Consider the following 23,802-nt stretch of genomic DNA (forward strand, 5'->3'; position numbering starts at 1 on the left):
AATGAAATACAAAGTATTATTAATTGATGATGAGCCGAGCGCCCTTGAAGGTATGCAGCTGTGGATTGATTGGGAGGAACTCGGCTTCGAGCTGTGCGGAACCTGCGGCAACGGCCGGGAGGGGCTGCGGCTGATGAAGCTGCTGGAGCCGGACCTGGTGATTACAGATGTGAACATGCCGCTTATGAATGGTTTGGAGATGATAGAGGCCTGGCAAGAGCAGGAGGCCGGCAGACCCAAGTTCGTGATTCTGAGCGGCTACAGTGAATTTGAATATGCCCGTACGGCCATCAGCTACGGAATCAGCCATTATCTGCTGAAGCCGGTCTTTCCGGAGGAGGCTGCCGAGGAATTGCGGGAAATTCATCAGGAGCTGGAACAGGAAGCGAACCGCAGAATGATTCATGAGATTGCCTCTGAAGAAGAGGCGGTGGCCGTGATTAGAGGACTGCTGTACGGGAAAAAAGCAGACCCGGAGCTTCAGGAGCTGCTGGATCGCCTGCCAGGCTTTCAGGGAGTCCGCATCTGGAATCTTTGTCTGATTCAGACTGTCCCGGAGTTGTATGCAGAGCTGCGGGGAAGGGCGGCTGCCCTGCTGGCCGCCTATCCGGCCATGGTGATGATGGATCTGGAGGCGGGCATACTCGGGATTGTATACGGTATGCCGGCAGACAGACCTGAATGCGGCACAATAGAAGAGGGGCTGAATATCCTCCGGCAGGAATACGGCAGCGGACAGATCTATATGGCCATTGGAGCCCCGGAGAACTCCCTGCCGGGGATTGCGGAGAGTTACCGCAGTGCCAAAGAGGCTTTGCAGCATTTTTTCTATAATCCTGAGTATGCAGGGATTCTGGCTTACCGCGGGATACAGGGCCAATCCTTCAGCTACCATTATGACCATATCCGGCTGATGGATGCCCTGCTTGATTCTGTTAATCTGCTCGATGCGGACGGTTACCGCAGAGCGCTGGAGGAAGCGGACCGCAGCTTCCGTGCACAGCAGGTGGCACCGGAGGTGGTTCGGAAAATTGTGATTCATCTCATGTACCGGATCACCGAGCTCGCACCCGGGGCGGAGGACGGAGGCGGGGAGCAGGGGACGGCAGGGTCTGGAATCGCGGAGATCCAGCAGGCCATGATCCCGCTGGATGAATTGCTCAGCCGCTTATTAATGTGCGGTGAAATGGCAATTGATCTCTTGATGCGTGAGCAGAATCAAAAGTCGCATGGCATTGTGCAGGAGATTAACGAGTATATCGGTGCGCATTTTCAGGAGAGTCTGAGCATTCAGAAGCTGGCAGAGGTCTTCTTCCTGCATCCCGTCTATCTGGGGCAATTGCTGATTAAGAAGAACGGCATGACCTTCAATGAGCAGCTGCATCATCTGCGGATTCAGGAGGCGGCGGTTCTGCTGCGCGGCAGCAAGCTGAAGCTCTCGGAGATAGCTGAACGTGTAGGTTATGTCAATTACGGCCAGTTTTTGAAACGGTTTGAAAAGGAGATGCACATGGGCCCGAATGAGTACCGCCATGCAAAGTTCTAAACTTTTATGGGGGTATACCTTTAATTCGGTCGTATTTTAGCAGGGTGATCACCTCTATAATTCATATATGTAAGTGCTTACAAATTAAAGACCAACACATTATGGAGGTGCTTTATGGGGGGCAAGTCGAAAGCGATGTACAAGTTTTCCCTAATTGTTCTGTTATCCCTAAGCTTTACGCTATCCGGCTGCGGGGGCAACAACAACAATACTGCGGGCAAAGCTGAAGAGACAACTGCGGCAGGGACCGCTTCAGCTAACATGGAAGGAAAGATAGAACCCTTTAAGGTAAGCGTATTCATTGGGGCAGCTGGACAACAGCCGACACCGGACAACAAAATTTACAAGAAGATCAAGGAAGAAACCGGAGCCAGCTTCGATATGGAATTCCTGGCAGGTGACATTAACCAGAAGCTGGGCGTTATGATTGCCGGCCAGGATTACCCGGATCTCATGACCGGGAATACCAAGCTTACAGCAGCAGGGGCTTATATTCCGCTGGAAGACCTGATTGAAGAGCATGCGCCAAATTTGAAAGCGCATTATGCCGAATACTGGAACATGATGAAGGACCCGAACGACGGCCATATTTATATCCTGCCTAACTACGGTGTATACAATGGTAAGGTCAACAGCTCCTGGTATTCGGGACCTGCCTTCTGGATTCAAAAAGCTGTCCTCAAGGAATTCAATTATCCGCAGGTGAAGACACTGGACCAATACTTTGACCTGATTGAGCAGTATAAGGCGAAATATCCTAAAATCGACGGAAGCCCGACGATCGGGTTCGAAATCCTGAACTATGACTGGAAAAACTGGGGTCTGTTCAATGCGCCGCAGCATCTGATCGGCCATCCAAATGATGGCGGTGTGGTTGTCAATGACGGCGTAGCTGAAGTGTTTGCAAATAAAGATTATGCGAAGCAATACTACCAGAAGCTGAATGAAATCAACCAGAAGGGTCTGATTGATAAAGAGACCTTTGTACAGAATTATGACCAGTATATGGCAAAGCTGTCCAGCGGAACCGTTCTGGGGATGTTCGACCAGCACTGGAACTTCAACGCTGCTGAGGATTCTCTGACTACCCAAGGTAAAATTGAACGCACCTATGTCGGTCTTCCGCTCGTATACGACGAGTCAACCAAAGACTACTACCGCGATCTTGCCGTTCTTAACCTTAACAACGGCTTCGGTATCAGTATCAATGCCAAAAATGCCGTGCAGATCATCAAGCTGCTCGACACTCTGATTCAGGAAGACTGGCAGAAAACGTTCTCCTGGGGTGTGGAAGGCGAAGATTATATCGTGGAGAACGGCAGATTTATGAGAACCCAGGAACAGCGTGACAATGCAGCCGATGCCACCTGGCAGCTGGCCAACAAAGCCAAAGCGATGTTTGATTACCTGCCCAAAACCGAAGGAAGCTTCAGTGACGGCAACTCAACGGATGCTGCTGCACAGCCGGAAGAATACAAAGCGGGTCTGAAGCCTTTTGACAAGGAAGTGCTTGATGCCTATGGCTTTGACTCTTACGTGGACTTCTTCAGTGAACCACCTGCCAACCCGGTCTATTATCCTGCCTGGTCCATCGACTTAATTGAAGGATCGGATGCCAAAATAGCCAGTACCAAGCTGAATGAACTGCAGACCAAGTTCCTGCCTAAAGCCATCCTTGCCGACCCGGCAGATTTCGATTCCGTATGGACCGATTACACCGGACAGATCGAAAAGGCTAATGTGAAGGCATATGAAGACAAGATCAATGAGCAGATTAAGTGGAGAATTGAGAACTGGAGTAAATAACGGAACGCTGTTTCCGGGATCAGAAGGTGGAGGGCCGATCAGGGCCTTCCACTTGCTAAATTAATTTCATGGAGTAGGAGACAACGAATATGGATGAGACCCTAGAAATAGATACTGTCGTCCGGCATCCGAAGAAGAACCGAAAGAAGAAAAAACAGCCGATTACCTGGCGCTTGATCAAAAACCAGAATCAGCTTATTTGGATGTCTGTGCCTTTGATGCTCTACATTATTCTTTTTGCCTATGTTCCCGTTTGGGGCTGGACCATGGCCTTTCAGAATTACAAGCCGGCGAAGTCCTTCGGTGAACAGGAATGGGTGGGACTCAAGCAATTCAGGTTTCTGTTTACAGATGATAACTTTATTCGTGTACTGCGCAACACGCTGGCGATGGGGCTTATCAATCTGATTCTCGGTTTTGTTACAGCTATCGTGCTTGCGCTGCTGCTGAATGAAATCAAGAAGGTCTTCTGGAAAAGGACCGTGCAGACAATCTCTTATCTGCCCCACTTCCTGTCCTGGATTATAGTTACCGGCATTGTGGCCACCTCGCTCTCCATTAACGACGGGATTGTAAATATCGTTCTGATGAAGCTGCATCTGATTAAAGAGCCGATTCTATGGCTCAGTGAGGGAAAGTACTTCTGGGGAATCGTAGGGGCTTCGCATGTGTGGAAGGAAGTGGGCTGGAATACCATTATTTATCTGGCGGCCATTGCCTCCATTGACCCGGCCCTTTATGAAGCTGCCGAAATTGACGGTGCTAACCGTTACAAGAAGATGATGTTTGTAACCCTGCCTGGTATCAAAGCAACGATTGTAATTCTGATGATTATGTCCATAGGACATGTCCTGGAAGCAGGCTTTGAAGTGCAGTATCTGCTCGGCAACGGGCTGGTAGTGGACTGGGCGGAGACGATAGATATCTTCGTGCTTAAATACGGGCTTGCCCAAGGGAATTATTCACTCGCCACTGCGGGCGGGATTTTCAAAACAGTTGTCAGTGTAACCTTGCTGCTTATGGCTAATGGGATTTCCAAGCGGCTTGGGGAAGAGAGGTTGTTATAATGATGGATAACCGACAAATTAGCCCTGGGCCAAAAGCAGGCTATACGGTGAAAAGGAGTCTAGGCACCGGAAGGCTTGAGCCGATTCTGTTCACTTCCTTCAATACGCTCTTTATGGTCTGTCTGGTGGTTGTGACATTATATCCATTCATCAACACGATTGCTGTTTCGTTTAATGAAGGGAACGATACGATCCGCGGCGGTATTTACTTATGGCCGAGAGAATGGACTTTTCAGAATTACAGGGCGATTTTTGCCACGGGAACTATTTTTGACGCTTTCCTGGTTTCAGTAGCCCGTACGGTAATTTCTACGATACTTAATATTTTTCTGACCACCATGCTTGCATACACCTTAAGCCGCAGGGAATATGTATTCCGCCAGCCGATTACTGTTATCTTTGTGCTTACGATGTATTTCAGCGCCGGTCTGATCCCGAACTATTTCCTGATCAAGGATCTGCATCTGTTAAACAGCTTCTGGGTGTATATTTTCCCGTCCATGATCAGCGCATTCAATATGATCGTCATCCGTACCTATATCGGAACCATTCCGGAGAGCCTCCTGGAATCGGCGAAGATCGACGGCGCCGGGGATTTCAGAATATTCATGCGGGTGGTGTTTCCGCTCTGCAAGCCGGTGCTGGCTACCATCGCACTGTTTGTGGCTGTCGGCGCGTGGAACTCCTGGTTCGATGCCTTTATCTATACCTCATCCAGACAGAATCTCAGTACGCTGCAATATGAGCTGATGAAGCTGCTATCCTCAACGATGAATTCCAACGGCAACCCAACCGTACAGAATGGGGTGGGGATGGATCAGAATTCGGCAAGAGCGATGGTGACGCCGCTCTCTATACGGGCAGCAATCACAGTCGTGGCCTCTGTGCCTATCCTGCTGGTGTATCCGTTTATGCAGAAGTACTTTGTAGTGGGCTTGAATGTCGGCAGTGTGAAGGAATAGGCGGCCGGAACGGCGCTTGCTTTGCCTGATCCGACTAATGTGAATAAGGAGTGTTGTTAGCCGTGAGAGAAAGCCTGGACTTCAAGGAGCCTGCACTGAAGCTGGTGTTCGCTGATGATTTCAAGATCGGCGCAGCGGTCAATCCGCGGACGGCCAGTTCACAGGAAAAACTGCTGGCTTATCATTTCAACAGCATTACTGCCGAGAATGAGATGAAGTTTGAGAGTCTGCATCCGGCAGAGGAGATCTATCGTTTCGGGGCGGCGGATACGCTGGTTGCCTTTGCCCGGAAGCATGGCATGGCGATGCGCGGGCATACCCTCGTATGGCATAATCAGACAACCGATTGGCTGTTTGAGGACAAAACGCACGGCATCGTAGACAAGAATACACTGCTGGCCCGGCTCAAAAGTCATATTGAGACCGTGGTCGGGCGTTACCGGGGAGATATCTACGCCTGGGATGTGGTCAATGAAGCTATTGCCGATGAGGGCAGTGAGCTGCTGCGCCCATCCAAATGGCTGGAGATCGCAGGACCGGACTTCATTGCCGAAGCGTTCCGGTACGCGCATGAAGCGGACCCGCAGGCGCTGCTCTTCTACAATGACTATAATGAATCTGACCCGCAGAAGCGGGACAAAATTTACACGCTCATGAAATCCCTGATTGACCGGGAGGTGCCGGTGCACGGCGTCGGCTTGCAGGCCCACTGGAATCTGTATGATCCGGGCCTGGATGAAATCAGGGAAGCGATTGAGAAATATGCTTCGCTCGGTCTTCAGCTGCAGCTTACGGAGCTTGATCTGTCACTGTTCCGCTTCGATGACAGGCGAACGGATCTTAAGGCTCCTCCTGCGGAACTGCTTGAGCTGCAGGCGGAGCGGTATGAAGCCGTGTTCCGGCTGCTGAAGGAATACCGCGAGGTCATCACCTCTGTCACCTTCTGGGGCGCAGCCGATGATTATACCTGGCTGGATGATTTTCCGGTCCGGGGACGGAAAAACTGGCCGTTTCTGTTCGATGAGAAGCATCAGCCCAAGCCTGCGTATAACCGGATTGTGCCGGGGAACCGCTGAGCGGAGGAGATTTTTCTTATATTTCAAAAAAGGATGGGGCCCTATTAGGGCCGCATCCTTTTTTGAAATATAAGAATTTATATGTTTCACATGATAACTTATCCTTCTATTTCTCGCTGAAACGGTACCGTCCTCACAAAAGGACGGTACCGTTTCCACTTGCGTATATACAAGAATAATCCCAAACGGCCCAGGGGCATCCTTATAATGGGTATACCTTCCGGAGCGCTTATAAATCATTTTGAGAAAAATGATGACACAGCGGAAGAAATGCCTTATTATTTAAAGAGATTTTTAATGAAACAGATTTTAAATAATTATAGTACAATACAGCCGAAGGTGGAGCGCTGTAGTCCAGGCAGTCTATTGAGGAGGGCTTCATATTCTATCACTGAGTCAGGTTAGCAAAAGCTTCGCTCTGAAGGACGGCCCATATACTGCTGTGGACAATGTATCGCTTGAAGTGAAGACGGGTGCTATTCACGGCATTATCGGGGCAAGCGGTGCCGGCAAATCTACACTCCTGCGGCTGATCAATCTGCTGGAGCGGCCCGATATGGGAACGGTTACTGTAGACGGCAAGCTGCTTACAGAGCTGCCGGACAAGGAGCTGCGGCAGCAGCGGCAAAGAATCGGCATGATCTTTCAGCAGTTCAATCTTGTCGGCAATGCCACCGTCAGCCGCAATGTGGCGATTCCGCTGGAGCTTGCCGGAGTGCCGCGTGCCGGACGGATGAAGCGGGTGCTGGAATGTCTGCAGTTTGTCGGGCTTGCGGACAAAGCTAATCACTATCCGGCGCAGCTCAGCGGCGGCCAGCGCCAGCGGGTAGCGATTGCCCGGGCGCTGGCGAACAATCCGAAGCTGCTGCTGTGCGATGAGCCGACCTCCGCGCTTGATCCGGGCACCACGGCGGATATCCTGGGTGTGCTCCGCCACATCAATGATTCGCTCGGTGTTACTGTCGTTATAGTTACCCATGAGCTGGATGTCGTCCGGAGCATCTGCTCAGAGGTATCTGTAATGGAGAGCGGACGGATGGTTGACTTCTTTTCCCGGGATGAGGCCGGCTTTCTTCCGCCGGGGAGCCATTCGGGCTCCTACCGGGAGAGAATTACGGGAAGAACGGGGGAACCCTATGTTTGAGAGCATGCTGAAGTATCAGGATCAGATGTGGCAGTCGATCGGAGAGACCTTTGTGATGGTCGGAATCTCCGTGGGGGCTGCGCTGCTGCTGGGGCTTCCGCTGGGGACACTGCTGTATTTTTGCCGCAAAGGCCAATTGTATGAGAACAGAAGCCTGTCTCTCATACTGAACAGCATTGTAAATGTGGTGCGTTCGTTTCCGTTCCTGCTGCTGGTGGTGGCTCTGATTCCATTCACCCGCCTGGTGGTGGGTACGGCAATTGGTACGATGGCGGCAACGGTGCCGTTATCTATCGTCGCTATTGCCTATTATTCACGGCTGGTGGAGCAGTCTCTGCTGGAGGTTCCCAGAGGAACGATTGAAGCTGCGCTATCCATGGGTGCATCGAGGCTGGGAGTCATTTTTAAGTTTCTGTATGTAGAGGCCCGGTCCGGACTGGTGCTGGGACTGACTGCGTCTACGATTAGCTTCATATCTTTTTCAACAGTAATGGGTGTGGTCGGCGGCGGCGGGGTTGGCGATTTCGCGATCCGCTACGGATATCAGCGCTTCGAGACAGAAGTGATGATCTACGCCATACTCGTCATGATTGTGCTGGTGCAATTGATTCAGTTCACAGGAAGTACACTGGCAAGACTGCTGGATAAACGCTGAGAAACTATATAACAATGGGGGCTGGAGATAACAATGAAGAAGACGATGACTGCAGGGTACGGAACGGTTAAGAGAACCGGAACAAGAATGAAAGCTGCCTTCGGATTAACACTGCTCGTATTGGTACTCGCGCTTGCGGGCTGCGGAAACAACAAGGAAGCGGAAGAGACACCGGCTGCCACCAGCACTGAACCTGTGAAGATCAAGGTAGCCTCGCTGATTCCGCCGATGACGGATATCCTTGATATCGTGAAGCCGATCCTGAAAGAAGAAGGCGTGGACATGGAGGTTGTGGTGCTGTCCGATAATGTGCAGCCGAACGAAGCGCTGGCGAACAAAGAAGTGGACGCGAACTTCTTCCAGCATGTACCTTACATGGAACAGTTCAATGCCAGCAAAGATGCGAAGCTCGTTGCGGTTCAACCGGTGTATGATGCCATCTATGGCGGTTACTCCAAACGCTATAAGAGCATTGATGAACTGCCTGATGGAGCAACCCTTGTAATGGCGAATGATCCTTCGAATATCGGACGCTCCCTGCAAATGTTCGCGGATGCCGGACTGATTACGCTGAAGGAAGGGGTTGGCATCCAGGCGACCCAGGCGGACATTACCGCCAATACCAAGAACTTTAAGTTCGAGGAGGTCGATCTGCTGATGCTGGCCCGGATGCTGGATGATGCGGACCTGGTGGCGATGACTCCGGCGTATGCCAGCCCGCTCGGCCTGACCCCCAAGAAGGATGCGCTGATCACCGAAGGTGAGGATTCCGCATTTACGATCACGCTCGTTGCCCGTGAGGACAACAAGGATTCCGAGGCGATCCAGAAGCTGGCCAAGGCGATCAGCGGCCCGGAAGTGAAGAAGTTCCTTGAGGATAATTACGCGGATATTGCGCTGCCTGCTTTTTGATTGAAAATAGACTGCATCCGCAAACGGATGTATAGTTTTGCAGCCTTTACGCACAGCAGCCTTCTCCTTATTGATGGAGAAGGCTGTTTTTATTGCAGCTATTATAATGAAGCTTGTTTATTTAATATGGACTTTTTCAGAAGATTGCCCGAGTACATTAACGGTGTTAACAACCTCGTATTGAGCCGCTTCAATCCAGGTTCCCGTAGTGAAATCGCGTCCCCGTACAAGCACCTTATCAGCGTAGACCTCCACATAGAAGCCCTGGCTGCCCGTCTTGTGCTCATCCGCATTCGTCCAGAGGTAGGCGACAGAAGCGGCGTTGAACATGGTAGCTGTCTCCCCGTTGCCGGGGTACATCGTATTGCCGGCCTCCAGCTCCCAGTGGGTATGTCCGGTGAAGAGCAGCGTCTGCGGATACTTCGCAAGAATGGAGCGCAGCTCCTTGTCTTGAGTAACGCCATACCACTCCTGCGATTCCAGTGAACCGGCCACCGTGTCCTTCAGCGGCTGGTGCAGGAAGAGAAAGACCGGCTGATCCGGCGGCGCGGCTGCACCGAGCTCCAGCTCCATTTGCCCGCCAGACTGCCGATTGTCGGGTGCCTGTTCTCCGAGTTTACGGTCCAGCCACTTAAGCTGTTCGTCCGACAGATTGCAGAACGTGGGCAGACCCTCCTCAGTTCCAAGGAAGATGAAATGATACCCGCCGATCCAATGGTCATGATAGGGACCAGGCATACCCATACGGGAAGTGTACATCGCAAGCCGGGATTCCCAGTGGCCGAGGCCCACATCATGGTTGCCCAAAGTGTAGCGGATCTCCGGCAGCGATGCCTGATGCAGCTGAAGAATACGGTGGACCTCAGCATATTCCTCCGCGAAACCATGATCCGTGATATCCCCGATATGCATAATTCCGCTGCTGCCCTGCGCATGGACGGCCAAATCCTGCAGTGCCCGTTCGAAATTCAGATTGTATTCATGTGCCGGATCGGCCGTGACGTGGGTGTCGGTAATAATCTGAAAGGTTAACAGCGGCGGTGGTCCGCCACGTCCGCTTGTGTTCATTCGCAGGGTGAGCCTCCTTTGATGATGTGTGAATATCTTCCTAATGCCCTTTGGCACTGATGTTTAGGCCCACAATGCCGGCTACGATTACGGTCACCCACAAGAGTGAGGAGAAGGTCAGCCGTTCTTCAAAAAAAAGCGCGCCCGCCACGGAGATCAGGATGATGCCTGCCCCCGACCATACCGCATAAGCAACTCCAACTTTGATGGAGGTAAGGGCAACATTGAGCGAGGTGAAGCTGATCCCGTAGAACAGGAACATCAGCACGGAGGGCCAGGGCCGGGTGAAGCCATGGGATAGTTTCATCGAGAGGGTTCCGGAGAGCTCGAACACAATCGCCATTGCGAGAAACACCCAGGCTAAGGCCCCCTCGGCCCTCATCGTGCTATCCTTCCTATACCAAGCTCCGCATAAGACCGCACCAAACAATCTGCATCCGGCAAAAGACTGCGTAATGGCCGTGTATCTGCCGCACGGCTACTGCCACCAGCCCGGTCTGTTGCCGCTGCATTCGCGCAGGCCGGGCTGCTGGCAGCAACGGCAGCTGCTCTGGTCGCAGCAGCTGCCGGCCCGGCTGCCGCAGTGCCGGCAATCCCGATGGCCACAGCCGCCCCGGCAGCCTTGGCCATCCGCATATCGCCGTTCGTGTCGCCGATCACAGCAGCTTCGGCCGGCTGTATCCCCAGCCGTTCGCAGGCCAGCAGCGCCATGTCGGGGAAGGGCTTGCCGCGCTCCACCTGATCTGTGCCGATCACGGCGCTGAAATACCCGCGGATGCCGAGCCAGCGGAGGTGATTCTCCGCCGCTGCGGTTTCATCGGCAGTGACTACGGCCAGCGGAATTCCTTCGGCTGCGCATTCTTCAAGGAAATGTAGCAGGCCGGGGAGCGGGAGCACTGGCTTGCTCTGCTCCATTAACGCATCCGCCTCCTGGCGGCAGCGGTCAGTCAGCTCCATCGACTCTGCCCAGGATAAGCCAAGCAGATAGCCTTGCCAGGACAGAATGGCATAGAGATCGTTCATGGTTCCCATGGCCAGGGGGCCGTTACGGTCATAATCAATAATTCTGCCCTCTGCATCGTGAACGGTCCCGAGCAGCGAGGCCAGGTGCTGCGCCGGAAATTCAAGGCCATGCTCCTCCAGCTGCCGGGAGAACCGGGCGAGGAAACACTCGCCCCAGCTGCCCCAGAGGGAGACGAACTCCAGGAGGGTGCCATCCTTGTCGAACAGAATGGCGGATATGGAATGCTCCCCGTACGGGGTAATGAGCGTAGGCATGCTGCCGTCCTCCTGTATCTGATAGATCATTGCCTGAAGTTTTTGGAGCATGAATTTCTGGTTATTTCAGTTTATCCAATGCCGCCTGTGCGGTTTGCTGCGCTTCCTTAAGGGCTTCAGCCGCCGGAATATTCTCAATCTGAACCTTGTCCGCAGCGATCGTCAGGGCATCGTTGATTTTGCCTCCGGTAGGGTCCTGGAAGGGAGCAGAAGCGTGGGATGCCTGCTGTAACGGAATTTTGATCTGCGGATTAGTCTCACTGAAAGTGACGAATGCCGGATCTTCGAGTGCAGACTGGCGGACGGAAATATATCCGGTGTTAATGGACCAGAAGGCGGTATTCTCGGAATTCGTGAAGTAGGCCAGCCATTTCATGGCAGCCTGCTGCTCGGCATCTCCGGCCTTGGCAGGAATACCGGCCATAATTGCCTGAGCCACAGGTTTGCCTTCGCCGACTCCGGCCCAGCCCGGCTGCTCCATCGCGGAGACGATGCTGAAGTCGAGATCGCCCTGGTCGCCGCTGGAGCCGGTATATCCGGCCGCCTGGCCTTTCATTACATCGTCAATCGTCTTGTACCAGTACTCCCAGCCTTGTCCGCCGGAGTGAATACGCATGGTCTTGTCTTCATGAATCGACTGGCGGAAGAAGTCCCAGGTCTCGATCCATTCAGGAGAGTCGATCGTAACTGTTTTGCCATCCTCACTGAGAATGTTGCCGCCTTTACTGAGTACAGCGTCAATCATATTGCCGGAGCCCCACATCGGCTCCCAGCCGTAGAAGCTGGTTTTGCCGCCTTCTGTGACTGTCATTTTCTTGGCAGCTGCAGCGAGGTCTTCCCAGGTCTTAATCTGGCTGGGATCAATGCCGGCTTTCTCAAAAGCATCCTTACGGTAGTACATCACCTGCGTCGTTCCATACATCGGGAGGAAGTACTGCTTGCCGTCAACCTGGCCCTGGCTCAGGAAGGTCTGGACGAAATCGGCCTGATTGAAATCCGGCTGCCCGGCAATCAGCTCATCTATCGCAGCGAAGTAGCCTTTGCGGGCCCAGTCTATATTGGAAGAGAGCACGGCTGCCGGAACCTGCCCGGTAGCGATCGCTGCCTGAAGCTTCTGTTCGGTTTCTGTATAATCTGCCTGCACAATGCCCTTGACGATGACCTCCTGCTGGGAGGCATTGAATTTCTGAATGAGCGATTCCATATTTTCACCGAGCTTGCCGCCGAGTCCATACCAGAATTCAATAGTTACCGGTGCGCCTCCAGCCGGAGCAGCATTAGCGGCAGGCACTGTGGCGGCACCGTCCGCTGCCGTAACATTGCCCGAAGCAGAATTACCGCCACAGGCAGTGAGTACGGAAAGTCCGGCAATCATGGATACTGCAGACAACCTTTTGAATACGTTCATCATCATTCTCCTCTTTGTTTGGAAGTGTTAGATTTCAGCCTTTACTGGAGCCTGCGGTCATGTTGACACTTTGCATAATCGTTTTCTGCGCCAGCAGGAAGACAAGCAGCAGCGGGGCAATCGTGAAGGCGCTGGCGGCCATGATGAGCGGCCATTTCAGTCCGTACGCACCTCCTTCCACGAAGAAGCTGCGCAGACCGGCTGATACCAGCTGCAGGCTGGGGTCCTTGGTAATCAGCATCGGCCAGAAATAATTGTTGTACTGATCAATGAAGGTAATCAGCGCCAGTACGGCGAAGGATGACCGCGTAACCGGGACCAGCACCGTCCAGAGAATCCGCATATGCGAAGCGCCGTCCACTTCACCCGCCTCCACCAGCTCATGCGACACCTGCAGGAAGGCTTGTCTGATCAGGAAGATGGAGAAGATACTTACACAATTAGAGAGAATCAGGCCGGCATAGGAGTTCAGCAGATGCAGCTCGGACAATACCAGATATCCGGGCAGATAGACGGCTGTAGCCGGAACCATGTAACCGAACAGAATAACTCCGGCAAAAACACCCTTCAGGCGGAACTTCATATGCGTCAGCGCATACGCCATCATCCCGGAATTGATCGTCTGCAGGATGACGATGGAGACAGCAACGAAGATGCTGTTGCCCATATATCGGGCGAAGGGGGCCTCGTTCCAGGCTGCGGCGAAATTCCCCCAGAGCGGTACCTCAGGCCAGAGCGTGGGCGGGGAGCGCCAGATTTCATCATTGGTTTTGAGTGCGCTGGTAACCATCCAGTAGAACGGAAAGGCCATCAGCAGAGCAAGCGCGGCGAAAAAAATCTGGCGGGCCGGTCCGCTGAGCCGTGTGAGCATACGCAAGCGGTGAGACCTCCTTGTACGAAAGATAAGAACAGATAACTGCTATTGGTAATGGGTGGTCCGCTTGCTGATGCTGAAAGAGAACACCGACAGCAGCATGCATAGGAAGACCAGGACGACAGCTACAGTGGAAGCCTCTCCGATCTGGAACGATTCGAATGCGGACTGATAATACAGATACAGCAAGGTGCGGGTAGAGCCGGACGGGCCGCCCTGCGTCAGCACATTAATCTGATCGTAGGCCTGAAGCGCCGAGATGAGCTGTACCACGAACAGAAACAGTGTGGTCGGCGAGATCAGCGGCAGCGTGATGCGGAGGAACTTCTGCACCGGACTTGCCCCGTCAAGCTCCCCGGCTTCCAGCAGGTCTGAAGGCACATTCCGCAGCGCCACCAGATAGAAGATCATCGCCCAGCCTACTGATTTCCAGATCGTTACGAGCAGCACGCCAATCAGCGCCCACTTGGGGTCCTGCAGCCACCCGATCGGCTCAAGGCCGAAGAAGCCGAGCACTGTATTGGCGAGGCCGACATCAGGCTCATATATCCAGGACCAGACGATGGATACGGCAACGGTTGGTGTGACCCAAGGCGAGAACAGCAGCACCTGATACAGGGCAGAGCCCTTTAAGTTGAACGTGGGGCCCCCGCGAAGTACCTGAGTAAACCTCGAAGCTAAAGCTCCACTTCGTGGGGTTGTTTTATGGTTCATCAGGAGGGCAAGGCCCAGTCCCAGCAGGATGATCGGCAGCACACTGCCCGCACAGAAGAGCACGGTTACTCTTAAGGCCTGGTAAAAAGCCGGATTGCTGAGCAGGTCGGTATAATTCTGCAGGCCGACAAAGGTCTTCTCCGGGCTCATGAAATCCCATTCCGTGAAGCTGAGATACAGTACATACAGCAGCGGTGCCAGCCAGAACAGGGCGAACGGGATCATTGCCGGCAGCGTGAACAGCACGGGCTTAAGGCCGCTAATAAGTTTTGAACGTGTCATTTTCGTCCCAATACCCCATTCCATCTACATTGTTTGGTGCGGTATAATGCAGAGGACAGCTCCTCTGTTCAAAAAAAATTGTACACTCATGGACGAGGCTTGTGGTCAAGCGGGAGTAAACATACTTCGGAATTTGTGTAAAATTTGTAGTAAGTCTGCCGCAAAGCTTCAGTTTTGTGTAATGTAGAGAGAACAATTCTATGCGAAAATGAGGTGCTACCCTGATGAAACAGGCCGCATTTGGCGAGGACAACCCGCATCGTTCGCCACGGGAGCAGCTCCTTGGTCCGATGATTGATGCGATAGCGCAGACGATGGATTTGTATGGAGCGAATTATTCCTTCGGGCAGCTGTACGGAATTATGTTCTTTGAGGACAAGCCGATGACGCTGGAGGAAATGAAGCAGGTCATGAATATGAGCAAAAGCAATATGAGCTACGGTGTCCGCTCCCTGATCGCCTCCCGGATGGTTACGAAGCTGGAGGAGAAGCGTGAGCGGAAGGAGCTATATGCGGCGGAGACGGATTTCTTCCAGGCCTTCCGGAACTTCTTCACGCTGAAGCTTCAGCGGGAGATCGATGTGATGCAGGAGGCGATGGGGACGGCGGTGCCTGAACTGCAGGCCCTTATCGATGCGGAGGACACTCCGGAGGAGGAACGGCAGGCCTGCCTCAAGGATCTGGACAAGCTGAAGCATGCCGCTGAATATTATGTCTGGCTGCAGCAGTTCGTGTCCGGGCTTGCGGAAGGAACGGTGTTCGGCGGCGGCTTGCCGGGCAGAGAGTAGCTGCTGAGCTCGGGGAATGCGTAGCCGCCGACGCTGGACAGAAGTAGCTGCTGATCGCTGTCGCTGTGGACGGAGCAATGAAAGTCTGCGTCTCCAGTTCCTCTGTGACACGGGAACACAACTGTGGTGGAGACCGATATCCTGCGGGAACCGGACTGACAATCCCCTATTTGGCGAAAATACCCTGTTATTTAACCTGCGCGGACTCAGATTCCGCTAAATGTCTCAAAGACCCTTGTTTTGGTGTGCCCGGAAGTAAATAGAGGATTCTGAGTCCGTTTGCCCGGACAAAGCAGTCCTTTTCGTAAAATAAGGTCCTCTCAGTCCGGTTGAGTTATGGTTTGGGGTCGAAAACTGGGTTCGATTAAGCCGAATTCAGTACAACCCAGCCTTTTCAAACTCGTTTGTTTTACTCATGCAGCCAGCTGGTTATTGTACGCTCTCTCCGTTCTGCCCCAGTCTGGAGTTTTGCAGCAAATATCAAATATCCCCCAGCATCATCCCGCTCAAGCAGTGGCCCAAACCAGCTTCTCCAGCTGGCGGCTCAAGACTTGGGTTTTTTCGTATCAAACGCACCTACGATTCGTTATTCTCAGGATAGATTTGAGCCGGTATTATAACGATTAACGAGATTATTTCCCGTTTATCTTACGAAACGTTTGATTTTACTGATGAACACTAACGATTAGTCGTTATTCATATAAATCATGCTATAATTTTGCCCAGGAGGCGGTCTTGTGGATGAACTCGATATTAGAATTCTAAAGCTGCTGGAAGAGAACGGAAGACTGTCCCATGAAGAGATCGGCAAGCTGCTGCATATCTCGCGGCCATCTGTGCATCAGAGAGTCGGCAAGCTGGAGAAAAGCGGAGTAATCAAGGGCTATAGGGGAATTGTGGACTGGAGCAAGCTGGACCAGAAGATTAAGGTCATGATCTCCGTGAAGGTGGTCAGCCAGGGCTTTAAGGAGGCGGCAGAACAGATTATCCGCATCCAAATCCCGGGCGTGAGCATCATCGAATGCCAGCGGCTGGCGGGAGAGTGGTGCATGCTGCTTAAGGTGAGGGTGACCTCGCCGGAGGAGCTTACACTTCTGCTTGACGAGATTCTCCGTATTCCTGACATTAAGGAAACCTCGACTACTTTTATTTTATCAACTATATATGAGGACGGATTGAAGGGGGTGTAGCGGTATGCCGCAGAAGAAGAAAGTGAATCCGGTGTACGTGGTTGGTATTGCGCTATTGTGCGTTTATTTGTTTTGGGGAGGCACCTATGTCGGCATGAAGATTGCGATTGAGACGATGCCGCCTTTTCTGATGGCTGGAGTACGGTTTTTTGCAGCCGGTGCTGTGCTCTATATGATTGCCAGATTAAGCGGAGCGAAGCGTCCGGCCGGGCGCGAGTGGCGGTCTTCGGCGATTGTCGGCGCCTTGCTGCTGCTTGGAGGCAACGGTGTGGTGGCCTGGTCAGAGCAAAGAGTATCTTCATCTATCGCTTCACTGATCGTTGCGGCCGTTCCCGTCTGGATGATGCTGATGGGCTGGTTTGGCCGCGGCGGCAAACGTCCGAATACCGGTGTCATCGCCGGGATTGTACTGGGGCTGCTGGGCATTGCTGTGCTGGTCTTCCAGCCGGGGAAGGGAGATACGGGGACCGCCACCGATTTAATCGGTATTATTACCTTATTAATAGCTTCCATAAGCTGGGCAGTCGGATCGATGTATTCACGCAGTGCTGCAATGCCGGATTCCCCGCTGATGTCAACGGCAGCACAGATGCTGACGGGAGGGGCGCTGTTGATGATTTTCTCCTATTTCACCGGCGACTGGTCCAAGCTCGATATTTCCGGCATTTCTATGCGCTCATATTTGGCACTCGGTTATCTGGTCGTCTTCGGCTCCATCATCGGCTACACGGCCTACATCTGGCTGCTCAAGAATGCTGACGCGTCTCTCGTCTCAACCTATGCCTTCGTTAATCCGGTGGTGGCGGTACTGCTTGGCTGGCTGCTGGTCGGTGAACAGCTTACCTTGAATACACTGATTGCAGCCGTGATCATTATTGCAGCGGTCGTTCTGGTGACTATTTTCCGCGGCAAGCCCCAGCAGGCGGCAACTCAAGCAGCGCTTGATATACAAAAACAGCAGCGGTCGGTACACTGAGAGCATCTTAGCCGAAGGGGTGGAAGCGTGTTTGACATGTTGAAGGTGGGCAGGAATATCGTTAGATTGAGAGGAGCCGCCGGGCTTACGCAAATGGGGCTCGCAGATAAGCTGGGAATCAGCTATCAGGCGGTCAGCAACTGGGAGAGGGGCGCAAGTATGCCGGATATCTCCAAGCTTCCGGAGCTGGCGGAAATCTTTGGCGTAGGGATCGGCGAGATCCTCGGAGAAGAACAAGGGCGAAGCTCCCGGATTATCGAAAGTGTACTGGATCAGACCACGGGGGATTATTTCCAGCGGGGGGAAGGCACGGCACAAGAGCTTTCGGACCTTGCGCCGCTGCTGCAAAATGAACAGATCGGCGAAGCGTTTGAGCATGTGAAGGTGGGTGCGGCAGTAGACGATCTGTTGGCACTGGCGCCATTCTTAAGCGAAGAGACGCTGGATAAATGCGCCGTGGAGGTGTTTGAGCGGGAGGGGATTCAGCCTCTGCTGAAGCTGGCCCCGTTTATGAGTGAGGAGGGGCTGGACGAGCTTGCCAAACAAGCTTATGCCTCAGGAGGAAAACATGCACTTGTGGCGCTTGCCCCGTTTGTAAGTGAGGAGGGGCTGGAGGAATGCGCCAAGCTCGCTTTTGCCAAAGAAGGTCCGGGAGCGCTCCCCCCGCTGGCTCCGTTCCTCGAAGAAGAGCTACTGGATGAGCTGGCAGAGGCAGTCTTTGAGCGGGAAGGCTCGGGAGCGCTGCTCCCCTTGGCTCCGTTCCTCAGTGAAGAGGCTCTGAATGGACTAGCTGAGCGTATCTTCAATAAAGAAGGTGCGGCAGCACTCCTGCCGCTGGCTCCATTCCTCAGTGAGGATATTCTGGGCGATTGGGTGTCGCGGACCTTCGCCAAATAACTGCTGAAACAGCCGGTACTCTTTAGAGTATCCGGCTATTTAGCATGCCTTTATTCCATTTCACGCAGCCTTTCGACGATCGGGCTGCGGGCGAGCGGTCTGTAGGCACTTATTGTGATGAGATAAGACAAAACAGCCAGTACCGGAATGACCAGAATGAACGGCAGCCACATCATGCGGAATTCCATATAGGCCATACCCGCGGCAATATTCCTGGCGATCCAGTAAGTCAGCAGCACGCCTATAGTAGAGGTAAGCAGAGCGGTGAGCAGTACAGTATACAATCCTTCGTAAACAAGCATCCGTTTGAGCTGCTTCTTAGTCATCCCGATGCTCTCCAGAACGGCAAATTCATGCCTGCGGGCGATCACCCCGGTAAGGACAGAATTAATGTAATTGAGCAGACCTATGAGGGCGATTACGAGACTCAGGCCATAGCCGATAATCTCAAAAATACGGATATTATCGCTTAACTCCTCTCTGTAATCTTCTCTGGATTTCAGCTGCAGAGCATCCAGCGGGCGGATGCCCTCTCTGAGCAATTGCCCCGTTTCATCAAGCTTGGCGGGATCTGCATGCAGGGTAAGCGAGAGGATGTCTGCTGGAGTCCCGCTCTCCAAAGTGGCTTGGCGGAGCTTGGCTGCAGGCAGGAAGGCATTGTAGCCGTTGCCGAAATATGTTTGGGTGGTTGCCGCAAAGAAAGCGTCATATTTCAGCACGGCCATCACTTCGTAGCTCTGCTTCAATCCGGGGTAGCTGATCCTATCTCCGGGATGATAGTAGCTTGCATAGGCGCCTGGCTCTGTAAGAGTCTGGGTCACCAGTATGAAGTCCCCGGAATCAAATTGCTCCCGGTTGAATTCCCCTTCGAGCACATCCTGTTCTGCGAGATCGTACCAGCCTGAATCCAGTCCGAAGAGCTGAGCGTGGACACGGGCAGGGATGCCCTGTGGATTGGCTGACGACTTCAGTGAAGCGCGGATGATATCATCCGGAGGAACGGTGAGCAGGCTATAATAGACTTTATCGATACTGTTCACCCCGTCTATATGACTCAGCTGCCTGCACAGTTCCTCGGACAGCTCTGTTTCATTGACTGAGCGTTCCCCCTCCTGCTGGATAATGCCCTTGTTGTGTATCATATAATCCCCATGAATGTAGGCGCTGAGGTACTTATTGACGTCCATGGAGGAGATTACGGTGAATATCGTATTAAACAGCAGAATGCTTAAGAAAAGCGAAGATAACATCAGGCTCAGCTTCTTTTGACTCCGGAACAGATTGGATAACGCCATACGGTGTAGCTTGGCCCCGTGGTTTGAGGACCTGAGAGTTTTCACTCCGCCATTCTGAACGCCTGAGAATTTAACAGCTTCCACGGGAGCGATGTCCGCTGCCAGCCGTCCCGGCTTATGCGCTGCGATCCACACGGTCAGGAAGGAGAAGAGGGCTGCGCCTGCAAATATCCATGGACTGGACGAAAGCGAACTTCCTTTAAACTCTCCGGATAGCGAAGTGGTCAGAGGTGTAACCCATCTGCCGATTAGATAGCCGAAGCCAAGGCCGAACGGCAGGGCAATGAGGTATAGCAGCCTGGCTTGAATAGCGATGATTCTCCGCAGTTGTCTCGGGGTGGTGCCAATCATTTTCAGCAGGCCGTAGAACTTCACATCACGGACCACCGAAATATAAAAAATATTATAAATAAGCAGGTAGCCGCTAAGCATAATGATGAAGATAACTGCGGCGTATGGAATGATATTCACTGCATTTTCCGCCAAAGATACACTGGAATAAGCCCAATTGATTCCGATAGGAGCCGTAATTCCCGTGTCTGCCAGGACCTTGTTAAGCTTGCTCTCAATATGAAAGGAATTGCTGAACATGACACTCAGATTTGAGGTATTAACGTAGGAGCCGCTGTCTCTTGATTGTACGGGATCGATGTCTGAGAGGTTTTTATCGGTAAAAGCTTTCGAGACAAAGGCCAGTCCCGCCATCGCAAGCTCTTTGTCCGCTTCATAATAGCCTGACAAAGTGAACTTCTGGCTGATCATCCGCTCACCAATATCTATCTGCAGCGTGATTTCCTTGCCGAGCTCCGGCTGCACCCCCAGCTTGTCCAGAATCCAGGTGTTCAGGGCAACCTCATTCTCTCCAGTAGGCAATCCTCCCTCTGTGAACACGATAAAGCTGTGATCCGCGTAGACCTGATCAATCTGAAGCACCTCAACGGGATCATGCTTAAATTCTTTATTCCCCAATCTGCCGGAACTGAGCGAGTAGTCATATAGTTTAATTGAAGGATGCTTCCGCAGTGTAGCTGCTTCTTCCGGAGTAAGGTATTTGAAGCCTCCGTGGAAGTCACTTCCGGCTGTTTTCATTTGTGCATATTGCATAGACTGGTTGATACTCAGAGCCATAGTGAAAATGGAAGTAATAAGCAGTGTAGTCAGCACAATAGCGCAGATGGCCGCCAAATTTCGCAACCGGTTGGCCCGCAGGCTGGCCATCGCCAGGTTGAACACGGTCTTCCGGTTGTTTGTAGCGATCATAACCGGCCCTCCCCGGGTGACTGCGTTAATCCTGAGGCGATCCTGCCGTCCTCAATGCGGATGATCCGGTCCGCCATCTGGGCGATGGCTTCGTTATGCGTAATCATAACAATAGTCTGGTCGAATTTGACACTGAGCTGTTTCAGCAGGATAAGCACCTCCTGGCTGGTCTTGCTGTCCAGGTTGCCGGTGGGTTCATCAGCAAGGATAATGGAAGGTTTGGTCGCAAGCGCTCTTGCGATGGCCACGCGCTGCTGCTGGCCGCCGGAGAGTGCAGCAGGCAGATTGCGGGTCTTCTCCTGCAGTCCCAGACTCGTGATAATCAGGTTCAGATACTCCTGGTCGATCTGGCCTCCGTCAAGCTCAATGGGCAGGACGATATTTGCCAGCACATTCAGGATCGGCACCAGATTATAGCTCTGGAAGACGAATCCGACAGAGCGGCGCCTGAAAATGGTTAACTTCTCATCACTCATCTGAAAAATATCATGCCCGTTGACATACACCTTGCCTTCTGTGGCCCGGTCCAGACCTCCGAGCATATGCAGGAGTGTACTTTTTCCGCTGCCGCTCGTGCCGACGATTGCCACGAACTCCCCTTTCTCGACATTCATAGATACGTTATCCAGAGCCTTGACCGTCTGCGCTCCTTTTCCATAATATTTCTTGAGATTCTCTATTCGCAGAATAGGCATGTTATATTCCTCCTGTGCGTATGTTCTTATTCACATCTTCAAGGTATCAGACAAATCTAACAGGAGAGTGTCTGAAATCTGACGGAATGGACATATTCAGCATAGCGGCAGGAAGATCGAGAACACAGTGCCTTGCCCGGGCACAGATGCAGCCTTCATATGTCCGCCTTGTGCAGTGATAATCTCCCGCGCCAGGAATAGTCCTATTCCCACGCCATCTATATCGCGCACATTATTTCCCCGGTAGAACCGCTTGAAGATTTGGGGCAGCTCTTCCTGGGAGATTCCCCGGCCGGTATCTGCGATATCCAGGCGTACAAACATCTCATTCGCTTCAGCGGTGATATGGATGCTGCCTCCCGCTCCTGTATATTTCACGGCGTTCTCCAGCAGATTGAATAACACCTCGGTTGTCCACTTGGAGTCATGGTGCGCGGTGATGTGGGCTTCACAGCTTATACTGATAGTGATACAGCTGCTCTCTGCCTGGATGAAAATCTGCGAAACTGCTTCAGAAACGGCGCGGATCACAGGAGAAGACACCATGTGCAAAGAAATCATGCCCGTCTCAAGTCTGGACAGCTTGACCAGGGATTGGATCAGCCAGTCGAGCTTTTCCGACTGCTTTTTAACTTGGAGAACAAGCGGGAGCGCATGCTCATCATGCACCAGATTTTCCTCAAGCAGCTGGCTGTAAATCATAATATTGGATAACGGTGTTTTGGTCTGATGGGAGATATCGGAGATCAGTTCTTTAATTTTATTCTTTTCCGTCTCCAGATTCTGTCCGTTCACTCTGGCAATCTCTATGTACCGCATTAATTTATGTTCTATGGAGGAGAGAAGGGTTTCTTCATAATTATAGTTTGGCTCACGCCCGAGAGTAGCGTTGTCTACCAGTATCTCTACCTGTCCCATAAAAGAAGTGAGCTGATGCCTGAGCGACCAGGACCAGGCCCCTCCAAGGATCAGCATGCAGAGTATAAACAGAAGGGAGAGTCCGAGGATGGATGAGCCAGTGGTATCCAGTAATATAATACAAGTCACATAAGCCAGCACCAGAATGATAAAAGCCGCAGCAAACCCCAGATTTACCAGCCGGGTATGCGGCAGTCGTTCTTGTCCCTTCATAGAATCGGCCCTTCTGTCCATGTATACCCTAAACCATAAACGGTCTTAATATATTGGGGCGAGGAGGGTTCAGCTTCGATTTTGGCCCGCAATCTTTTGATCGCTACCGTCAATGCGTTCTCATCTACGAAGACAGCCTCCTGGCTCCACGTTTTGTCGATCAGCTGCTCTCGGGTCAGAATGTTGCCTCTGTTCACTACCAGTATGCGCAGCAGTTTCTGTTCGGACTTGCTCAGCAGCAGGGGGCGGCTATTCTTGAAATATTCCATTTTGCCAAAATCAAATTCCAGCGGTCCGATAACGATCCTGTCACTGGCAGGTGCATCGCTCCTTCTCAGGACGGCCATTACCCGGGCCCGCAGAATCATCAGACTGAATGGCTTCGTAATATAGTCATCAGCTCCCAGCGCAAAACCGGTAACAATATCCGGCTCCATGTCGTTGGCTGTCAGAAATATAATCGGCACTTGTGAGGTTCGGCGGATTCTCTCGCAGTAATCGAGTCCGCTTCCGTCCGGAAGATTCACATCCAGCAGAATGAGATCTATCTGGGTTGAGGATATAATCTGATCAGCCATCGCCACAGAATAGGCCTGCTCTATAATTAAGTCATTTTGAGCCAAGGACAGGGCGATTCCCTTGTTCAGGCTTCGGTCATCTTCAACGATCAGCAGTGTCTTCATGGGCGTAACTCCTTTGTGTGGATGAAGCGTTATCTCAATATTATGGCCATGACTGGGAGATCCTGCAAGAGAATATGATGCCGTATAATTTGGAA

The 23,802-nt window shown here is 52.4% G+C and carries 22 protein-coding genes; 12 read left to right on the plus strand and 10 right to left on the minus strand.

Translation table 11 applies throughout. From position 1 onward, the window contains the following. Nucleotide 1: 1 nt before the first annotated feature. The 8 genes from NYE33_RS09020 (at nt 2) to NYE33_RS09055 (ending at nt 9,168) form a co-directional block, all read left to right on the plus strand. Nucleotides 2-1,546: a response regulator gene (locus NYE33_RS09020; RefSeq protein ID WP_341065507.1), complete on the plus strand. Its 1,545-nt coding sequence runs from the start codon at nt 2-4 to the stop codon at nt 1,544-1,546. Nucleotides 1,547-1,660: 114 nt separating this feature from the next. Then, a complete protein-coding gene (locus NYE33_RS09025) occupies nt 1,661-3,352 on the plus strand; it encodes a sugar ABC transporter substrate-binding protein (RefSeq protein ID WP_341065510.1) in 1,692 nt (563 codons plus the stop codon). Nucleotides 3,353-3,441: 89 nt separating this feature from the next. Further along, nucleotides 3,442-4,419: an ABC transporter permease gene (locus tag NYE33_RS09030; protein ID WP_039307312.1), complete on the plus strand. Its 978-nt coding sequence runs from the start codon at nt 3,442-3,444 to the stop codon at nt 4,417-4,419. Between the two features lie 2 nt (nt 4,420-4,421). Beyond that, nucleotides 4,422-5,381: a carbohydrate ABC transporter permease gene (locus NYE33_RS09035; protein ID WP_081970570.1), complete on the plus strand. Its 960-nt coding sequence runs from the start codon at nt 4,422-4,424 to the stop codon at nt 5,379-5,381. 62 nt (nt 5,382-5,443) lie between these two features. Next, complete coding sequence (locus tag NYE33_RS09040; protein ID WP_340942271.1) at nt 5,444-6,457, plus strand: endo-1,4-beta-xylanase; 1,014 nt, start codon at nt 5,444-5,446, stop codon at nt 6,455-6,457. Nucleotides 6,458-6,839: 382 nt separating this feature from the next. Further along, nucleotides 6,840-7,601 carry a methionine ABC transporter ATP-binding protein gene (locus tag NYE33_RS09045; protein ID WP_341068622.1) on the plus strand — a complete coding sequence of 254 codons (762 nt, stop codon included), beginning with the start codon at nt 6,840-6,842 and terminating at the stop codon, nt 7,599-7,601. Beyond that, a complete protein-coding gene (locus NYE33_RS09050) occupies nt 7,594-8,256 on the plus strand; it encodes a methionine ABC transporter permease (protein WP_341065513.1) in 663 nt (220 codons plus the stop codon). The genes NYE33_RS09045 and NYE33_RS09050 overlap by 8 nt, the downstream gene beginning before the upstream one ends. An 87-nt stretch (nt 8,257-8,343) precedes the next feature. After that, the gene (locus NYE33_RS09055) at nt 8,344-9,168 is read left to right on the plus strand and encodes a MetQ/NlpA family ABC transporter substrate-binding protein (RefSeq protein WP_341068624.1); all 825 of its coding nucleotides are present in this window, start codon (nt 8,344-8,346) and stop codon (nt 9,166-9,168) included. Nucleotides 9,169-9,285: 117 nt separating this feature from the next. Here the strand turns inward: NYE33_RS09055 and NYE33_RS09060 are convergent, their stop codons facing one another. The 6 genes from NYE33_RS09060 to NYE33_RS09085 are packed head-to-tail and all read right to left on the minus strand — an operon-like array spanning nt 9,286 to nt 14,792. After that, a complete protein-coding gene (locus NYE33_RS09060) occupies nt 9,286-10,236 on the minus strand; it encodes a metallophosphoesterase family protein (RefSeq protein WP_341065515.1) in 951 nt (316 codons plus the stop codon). Between the two features lie 40 nt (nt 10,237-10,276). Beyond that, nucleotides 10,277-10,618 (minus strand): DMT family transporter, encoded by a 342-nt coding sequence (locus NYE33_RS09065; RefSeq protein WP_039307319.1) that lies wholly within the window; start codon nt 10,616-10,618, stop codon nt 10,277-10,279. Continuing rightward, complete coding sequence (locus NYE33_RS09070; RefSeq protein WP_341065517.1) at nt 10,615-11,544, minus strand: HAD family hydrolase; 930 nt, start codon at nt 11,542-11,544, stop codon at nt 10,615-10,617. Before NYE33_RS09070 ends, NYE33_RS09065 begins: the two co-directional genes overlap by 4 nt. 31 nt (nt 11,545-11,575) lie before the next feature. Beyond that, entirely contained in the window at nt 11,576-12,922 is a 1,347-nt protein-coding gene (locus NYE33_RS09075; protein ID WP_076247729.1) for an ABC transporter substrate-binding protein, read from the minus strand. A 34-nt stretch (nt 12,923-12,956) separates the two neighbouring features. Then, a complete protein-coding gene (locus NYE33_RS09080; RefSeq protein WP_039307391.1) occupies nt 12,957-13,793 on the minus strand; it encodes a carbohydrate ABC transporter permease in 837 nt (278 codons plus the stop codon). A 48-nt stretch (nt 13,794-13,841) separates the two neighbouring features. Further along, entirely contained in the window at nt 13,842-14,792 is a 951-nt protein-coding gene (locus NYE33_RS09085; protein ID WP_042139943.1) for a carbohydrate ABC transporter permease, read from the minus strand. Between the two features lie 224 nt (nt 14,793-15,016). Between NYE33_RS09085 and NYE33_RS09090 the strand changes: the two genes are divergently transcribed. From NYE33_RS09090 to NYE33_RS09105, 4 genes are all read left to right on the plus strand, one after another. Further along, a complete protein-coding gene (locus tag NYE33_RS09090; protein ID WP_042139941.1) occupies nt 15,017-15,580 on the plus strand; it encodes a GbsR/MarR family transcriptional regulator in 564 nt (187 codons plus the stop codon). Nucleotides 15,581-16,317: 737 nt separating this feature from the next. Further along, nucleotides 16,318-16,770 (plus strand): Lrp/AsnC family transcriptional regulator, encoded by a 453-nt coding sequence (locus NYE33_RS09095; protein ID WP_076247727.1) that lies wholly within the window; start codon nt 16,318-16,320, stop codon nt 16,768-16,770. Nucleotides 16,771-16,774: 4 nt separating this feature from the next. Further along, nucleotides 16,775-17,746 carry an EamA family transporter gene (locus tag NYE33_RS09100; RefSeq protein ID WP_341065519.1) on the plus strand — a complete coding sequence of 324 codons (972 nt, stop codon included), beginning with the start codon at nt 16,775-16,777 and terminating at the stop codon, nt 17,744-17,746. Nucleotides 17,747-17,782: 36 nt separating this feature from the next. Further along, nucleotides 17,783-18,643, plus strand: a complete 861-nt coding sequence (locus NYE33_RS09105) for a helix-turn-helix domain-containing protein (RefSeq protein WP_218639462.1) — start codon at nt 17,783-17,785, stop codon at nt 18,641-18,643. 50 nt (nt 18,644-18,693) lie between these two features. Here the strand turns inward: NYE33_RS09105 and NYE33_RS09110 are convergent, their stop codons facing one another. From NYE33_RS09110 to NYE33_RS09125, 4 genes are all read right to left on the minus strand, one after another. Continuing rightward, nucleotides 18,694-21,198 carry an ABC transporter permease gene (locus NYE33_RS09110; RefSeq protein WP_341065521.1) on the minus strand — a complete coding sequence of 835 codons (2,505 nt, stop codon included), beginning with the start codon at nt 21,196-21,198 and terminating at the stop codon, nt 18,694-18,696. After that, nucleotides 21,195-21,893: an ABC transporter ATP-binding protein gene (locus tag NYE33_RS09115; RefSeq protein WP_042139934.1), complete on the minus strand. Its 699-nt coding sequence runs from the start codon at nt 21,891-21,893 to the stop codon at nt 21,195-21,197. Before NYE33_RS09115 ends, NYE33_RS09110 begins: the two co-directional genes overlap by 4 nt. 96 nt (nt 21,894-21,989) lie before the next feature. Further along, a complete protein-coding gene (locus NYE33_RS09120) occupies nt 21,990-23,024 on the minus strand; it encodes a sensor histidine kinase (RefSeq protein ID WP_042139933.1) in 1,035 nt (344 codons plus the stop codon). Then, nucleotides 23,021-23,707 carry a response regulator transcription factor gene (locus tag NYE33_RS09125; protein WP_076247719.1) on the minus strand — a complete coding sequence of 229 codons (687 nt, stop codon included), beginning with the start codon at nt 23,705-23,707 and terminating at the stop codon, nt 23,021-23,023. The genes NYE33_RS09120 and NYE33_RS09125 overlap by 4 nt, the downstream gene beginning before the upstream one ends. Nucleotides 23,708-23,802 lie beyond the last annotated feature (95 nt).

The organism is Paenibacillus sp. FSL R10-2199, assembly GCF_038000235.1.
In the GTDB taxonomy this organism is placed as follows: Bacteria; Bacillota; Bacilli; order Paenibacillales; family Paenibacillaceae; genus Paenibacillus_AQ; species Paenibacillus_AQ phytohabitans.

What these genes read in the sequence shown, in the direction of transcription:
- NYE33_RS09020 (WP_341065507.1), top strand. Translation starts at nt 2, where the DNA reads ATGAAATACAAAGTATTATTAATTGATGATGAGCCGAGCGCCCTTGAA.
- NYE33_RS09025 (WP_341065510.1), top strand. Translation starts at nt 1,661, where the DNA reads ATGGGGGGCAAGTCGAAAGCGATGTACAAGTTTTCCCTAATTGTTCTG.
- NYE33_RS09030 (WP_039307312.1), top strand. Translation starts at nt 3,442, where the DNA reads ATGGATGAGACCCTAGAAATAGATACTGTCGTCCGGCATCCGAAGAAG.
- NYE33_RS09035 (WP_081970570.1), top strand. Translation starts at nt 4,422, where the DNA reads ATGGATAACCGACAAATTAGCCCTGGGCCAAAAGCAGGCTATACGGTG.
- NYE33_RS09050 (WP_341065513.1), top strand. Translation starts at nt 7,594, where the DNA reads ATGTTTGAGAGCATGCTGAAGTATCAGGATCAGATGTGGCAGTCGATC.
- NYE33_RS09055 (WP_341068624.1), top strand. Translation starts at nt 8,344, where the DNA reads ATGAAAGCTGCCTTCGGATTAACACTGCTCGTATTGGTACTCGCGCTT.
- NYE33_RS09060 (WP_341065515.1), bottom strand. Translation starts at nt 10,236, where the DNA reads ATGAACACAAGCGGACGTGGCGGACCACCGCCGCTGTTAACCTTTCAG.
- NYE33_RS09065 (WP_039307319.1), bottom strand. Translation starts at nt 10,618, where the DNA reads ATGAGGGCCGAGGGGGCCTTAGCCTGGGTGTTTCTCGCAATGGCGATT.
- NYE33_RS09070 (WP_341065517.1), bottom strand. Translation starts at nt 11,544, where the DNA reads ATGATCTATCAGATACAGGAGGACGGCAGCATGCCTACGCTCATTACC.
- NYE33_RS09075 (WP_076247729.1), bottom strand. Translation starts at nt 12,922, where the DNA reads ATGAACGTATTCAAAAGGTTGTCTGCAGTATCCATGATTGCCGGACTT.
- NYE33_RS09080 (WP_039307391.1), bottom strand. Translation starts at nt 13,793, where the DNA reads ATGCTCACACGGCTCAGCGGACCGGCCCGCCAGATTTTTTTCGCCGCG.
- NYE33_RS09085 (WP_042139943.1), bottom strand. Translation starts at nt 14,792, where the DNA reads ATGACACGTTCAAAACTTATTAGCGGCCTTAAGCCCGTGCTGTTCACG.
- NYE33_RS09090 (WP_042139941.1), top strand. Translation starts at nt 15,017, where the DNA reads ATGAAACAGGCCGCATTTGGCGAGGACAACCCGCATCGTTCGCCACGG.
- NYE33_RS09100 (WP_341065519.1), top strand. Translation starts at nt 16,775, where the DNA reads ATGCCGCAGAAGAAGAAAGTGAATCCGGTGTACGTGGTTGGTATTGCG.
- NYE33_RS09105 (WP_218639462.1), top strand. Translation starts at nt 17,783, where the DNA reads ATGTTGAAGGTGGGCAGGAATATCGTTAGATTGAGAGGAGCCGCCGGG.
- NYE33_RS09110 (WP_341065521.1), bottom strand. Translation starts at nt 21,198, where the DNA reads ATGATCGCTACAAACAACCGGAAGACCGTGTTCAACCTGGCGATGGCC.
- NYE33_RS09115 (WP_042139934.1), bottom strand. Translation starts at nt 21,893, where the DNA reads ATGCCTATTCTGCGAATAGAGAATCTCAAGAAATATTATGGAAAAGGA.
- NYE33_RS09120 (WP_042139933.1), bottom strand. Translation starts at nt 23,024, where the DNA reads ATGAAGGGACAAGAACGACTGCCGCATACCCGGCTGGTAAATCTGGGG.
- NYE33_RS09125 (WP_076247719.1), bottom strand. Translation starts at nt 23,707, where the DNA reads ATGAAGACACTGCTGATCGTTGAAGATGACCGAAGCCTGAACAAGGGA.